3 protein-coding genes and 2 pseudogenes are annotated in these 4,065 nt (G+C 57.4%); 2 read left to right on the top strand and 3 right to left on the bottom strand.

Annotated features, from left to right (window positions below; translation table 11 throughout):
- A pseudogene (locus AC0L27_RS40755) lies at window positions 1-113 on the bottom strand (LabA-like NYN domain-containing protein); the annotation flags it as partial.
- Window positions 114-682: 569 nt separating this feature from the next.
- Window positions 683-1,417 (bottom strand): hypothetical protein, encoded by a 735-nt coding sequence (locus tag AC0L27_RS40760; protein WP_473323696.1) that lies wholly within the window; start codon window positions 1,415-1,417, stop codon window positions 683-685.
- A 184-nt stretch (window positions 1,418-1,601) separates the two neighbouring features.
- Between AC0L27_RS40760 and AC0L27_RS40765 the strand changes: the two genes are divergently transcribed.
- Window positions 1,602-1,736 (top strand): hypothetical protein, encoded by a 135-nt coding sequence (locus tag AC0L27_RS40765; protein ID WP_275169723.1) that lies wholly within the window; start codon window positions 1,602-1,604, stop codon window positions 1,734-1,736.
- A gap of 123 nt (window positions 1,737-1,859) precedes the next feature.
- On the opposite strand, the pseudogene AC0L27_RS40770 reads toward AC0L27_RS40765, so the two are convergent.
- Window positions 1,860-2,284 (bottom strand): annotated as a pseudogene (locus tag AC0L27_RS40770) (hypothetical protein).
- Window positions 2,285-3,165: 881 nt separating this feature from the next.
- Between AC0L27_RS40770 and AC0L27_RS40775 the strand changes: the two are divergent.
- Window positions 3,166-3,495 carry a PilZ domain-containing protein gene (locus AC0L27_RS40775; protein WP_275169725.1) on the top strand — a complete coding sequence of 110 codons (330 nt, stop codon included), beginning with the start codon at window positions 3,166-3,168 and terminating at the stop codon, window positions 3,493-3,495.
- Window positions 3,496-4,065 lie beyond the last annotated feature (570 nt).

Genomic DNA, 4,065 nt, shown 5'->3' on the forward strand with positions numbered 1-4,065 from the left:
AACTCCTTCAGCAGGCGCTTGTAATCGATGTCGAAGCCCAGAGTTTTCGCCGTCGCGTAGAGATTGGCTCCATCGATAAAGAGCGCGATCTTGTCGGTAGAGGAAGGTGACATTCAGTTCACGCTTTCCGTGAAACAGCGTAGATTGAGCTGGAAAGATTGGCGGACCGCGACACGAATATGTCGGTCGCATTCTAGATAGATCGCTAGCGAACATCCTAGAGTACAGACGGATGCTTTAAGCTTCAACTATTTTCAAATGGTACCAGGGCTCGAAACTCCGACGTTAGCCGAAAGTTGGTCTGTCGGATCTGTAACGTCTCCTGTCCAAAAGGACGTCGCCGAGTACAAGAAGGCATTGAACACTAAGGATGCTACCGGTGAGTATGCCTCCAGCCAGATAAATACGTTGCAAGCATCTAGAAGCCGCAAACTCGCTGCAAGCCGGTAGTAATCCGACGCCCGAATTGCGCTTTGAGGATCACGGCAACACAACTTGGATGGCGGGCCCATTCGCCGATAGGACCGAATCCGGACGCAAGAGTTGCCTCGAATCCTCAGCCCAGCGCCGAGGTTAAGCTTTTCGGCGGGTTGTTTTTGACTGTGCGCGGTTGAGCGCGTTCACTCCACGGCGGGGATGGAGACGAACTTGATCACTTGGCTGCTAGTCATCATCATCGCAGTCAGCGCTGCAATCCTGATCGCCCACGCGATTGACGCCATACGCTCCTGAGGCGCAACGGAGTGGCGCGAGAAGTTGGAGGTTCGGCAGCGGTACGCGCGAGTTCATCCGGGAATGTGACGCTCTGTAGGTCCAAGCGCTCGCAACACGAACACGCTGCGAAATGCGGATGCGGCGTTTCGCTAGATCGGCATGGCGTTCCAACAATAAGCAGCCTCGCAGCTCGGATGCCGGGGTCAGGCGGGGCGTGCACTCGGTCTTTTCCAGATCCCCGCCGACGGTGGGTAGTCTTGCTGGCCTTGTCGCAGATCGGGCAGCGGATGAAGTGGCGCTCGCTTTCCGGCGCAGGGCCTTCTGCCTTGCCCTCCCGGAACATCACGCTGCGGCGCCCTTCAGCGGCAGCGTGAGCTGTATGTCCAAGCGCCTGCTCGCGTTGGCGCTGATGAAACCCTCGAGGGCGGGCAGGCTCCTCGTCGTTGTCGACCGTGCGCCGGGCCAGCGCGTCGGCGACGTCGGAGGTGGCGTCGCGCGACCATCCCTCTATCGCGTTGAAGCAGACGATCCGGACTTGATAGGCGTACTGGCCGGAGAGGAGGCCTTGCAGCACGGCTTCGAGATCGGTGTCCGCTTTGTCCGTCTCGTCATGCGCAGCCGGCACGCGCGCCGAAGTCTTCGAGCACAAGGTAGATGTCGGGTCGAGGCGATCGGCCGGCACGATCGCGGGCGAAGTACGCATACGGTTACTCCATACAATCGACCGGGCGGAGACACGGCCCCGGCTCTTGAGGGTGGCCGGGGCCGCTCCGCCAGCGAGCCAGCGGAGGTTTAACTTTCAACCAAATTCCATGTTCCTTTCCGGGAAAAACGGCTGCATAATTTCACGTATTTCAGCGTTCCGTTTTTCTGATGAGGTCTTTGCCATGACCAATGCAGTTGAAGATCTGCAGATGCTGCGCCTGATCACAGCCTTCCAGAAGATCACAGACAAGGACGCGCGACGTCTTATCCTGATGTTCGTCGAGGAGCAGCTTGAGAAGCCGCCGGGTAAGGCCTAACAGGTAGATCACATTGCACAAAGCGATCGCCGGGTTGAGGCTACCTGTAGCCGCGGAGGTAAACGCCGCCTCCGCCGCTAGGGGCTGCCGCTGTCGCAAGCGGTGGCCCCGCCCATGAGAGGCCTAGTAAGCGCGCCGCGCTACTCGGGGCAGAGAGGGCAGTCTCGGAGAAAACCGGTGGGCAAGCGCGAGCACCGCGGCTTCGTCGGTTTCGAGCGCGATCTTCTGGGCGAGCATCACGTCGCCAGCTAGCAGAGCCCGTTCGGGAACGAAACACCAGCCGATCTTAGGCTGCTTTTCTTCATCAAGCTGCAAAACATTGCTCATGGTGCCCTGATGAATTCGATATCGTCGGCCGGTGTGAGAGCCGGTGTCTTCGAAAAAACCTCGGCATCATATTGCGCACGCTGCTGTGGAGATAACCAATCGCGCAGAAGACGTTGCGCACGCGCTTCCGGGCCATTTTGCTTGATGAAGCTTTGATAGAGCGCACGCAGGGCGCGCAAACGCACACTACTGCCGATGCTACCGCGTCTAAACAAGAACATTTGTTGCGCCCGACGGGTCTAGCCGCCGACCAACCGCGGATAGAACAGCGACCTCTCCGAATGGAGGTCCGACTACGACTCTCCGAGCGAGAAGGGGGGGTCCGTTCATGACTTAACCCGAAGAGCGCTTCAGCGGCGTGATGTCCGCTGACAAAGGTAAACCGACGCCGAGCTGCACTTGCCGCGACCGCCGCTTTTGACCCAAAGCCGAACAAGTCAACGCGGGCGCTTTTTTCGGCCAGAGCGATCTCTGATGAAGGCTTTTCGTGGCTGCGAGCCTACGGCACGTTCGTCGCCACGGTTTGCGGCTAGAAAACAAAACGCCGCTGTCGCCGCAATCGGCGACGCATCGCCGAGACACCTGTGACTTTTGAACGTTTGCCGACTTTTCGTTCCTCGGCTTGCTCAACCCGGCTGCGAAGGTTCTGAAGCTCTGTCAGCTGAGATCTTAGAAACCAAACGCGTTCGTGCAGAACCGTCATGCGGTTGTGCCCCTGACCACGCCTACTCATCAACACCCCTTATTATGACTATTTAAAAACCACCGTCGTCAGGCCGAGACATAAAATGATCCATTAAGTTCAACTAATAGTAGCTCAGGTTTGTGAAAGTGCTGTGAAATACTTCACTTTCGCGGAAAAAGACCTGTCCTTGAGCGGTTTCATTTGCTTGTAAGGCGGGCACCAACGTCGGCGGATTAACCACGCGGTCTGGTTTAATTTTAATAAGACAATAATACTGCTTGTTAGCCTAGGCCGTGCAGATCAACGTGCAGATATTGCCGTTTTCCGGGCTCGGCGGGATCGGAAGACGTAGAGGTGCAATCGCGATCGCTGCGATCGCTCGATTGGAAGTTACCTCCTCATTTGGAGAATCTCGCCATGGTCGAACGTCGGGCGATGGAGCGGATACCGATCAACCGGGCGGCGCGGCTGTCGTTTGGTGGATTGAGTGGGACCCATCCGTGCGTGGTGCGCGACATCAGCACCCTGGGAGCCTGCATCTCCACGCCGTACTACATATTCGCCAGCGAATTTGCGCTATCGTTCGACGAACATTCCGAAACCTTCACCTGCCGCGTCATGTGGAGGAAGCGGACACTTTGCGGCGTGTGCTTCGTCCTGCGCCGCAGCTCGCCGAAATTGGCGAATGATTGCAGCAACACCACAACGTGGTGCGGCTTGACTACCAATCATGTGCTGCCGCTCTGAGCTCCTTAGCTCATGTTTCGACATAATTCTCGCGTGCGCTGAGAAGCGATCCGATAGGGCGGCCGTTTTGGGTGTTGGCCAATCGGCAAAGTCGCGCCCCTCCACGAGGCCCGCTCACCGAGGCATGACGGACCAGATTTGCTCACGTTGAGTTTTTCGCATTCTGACCCATTGCGGACTCCAATGCATCGCGCTCACCCTGGAGCGAAAAATTGATCCAGATCAAAGCTGTCTGCCGCCGGACGGATGGTGTGACGCCATGATTGATAAGCCGCCGGACAAGCCAGAAAGGGCAACCCCGCGAGAGCGACGAGGCCCGGAGGGCGCATCATCGAAGATTATGCCGCAGACCTCCGCGAATTGATTAGGAAGCTCCGCTAGAAAGGAAGGCGCTGCATCAAACGACAGTAATGTTGGCTGTTTATTCCGGCGACGCCGCACCGCAGTTCGCGGTATCGTTTCCGTTCCGTTTTTCAACAGCGGATTTGATTGCCATGCACCACATCCAGAGTACGCATATTGCCGCGATTCTCAAACTGACCGCCCAGCAGCTTGAAGCACTTCGCATCC

This window comes from Bradyrhizobium sp. Ken51 (genome assembly GCF_055807435.1).

Excerpts from the sequence above, each read along its gene's own strand:
- AC0L27_RS40760 (WP_473323696.1), bottom strand. The coding sequence starts at position 1,417 with ATGCGTACTTCGCCCGCGATCGTGCCGGCCGATCGCCTCGACCCGACA.
- AC0L27_RS40765 (WP_275169723.1), top strand. The coding sequence starts at position 1,602 with ATGACCAATGCAGTTGAAGATCTGCAGATGCTGCGCCTGATCACAGCC.
- AC0L27_RS40775 (WP_275169725.1), top strand. The coding sequence starts at position 3,166 with ATGGTCGAACGTCGGGCGATGGAGCGGATACCGATCAACCGGGCGGCG.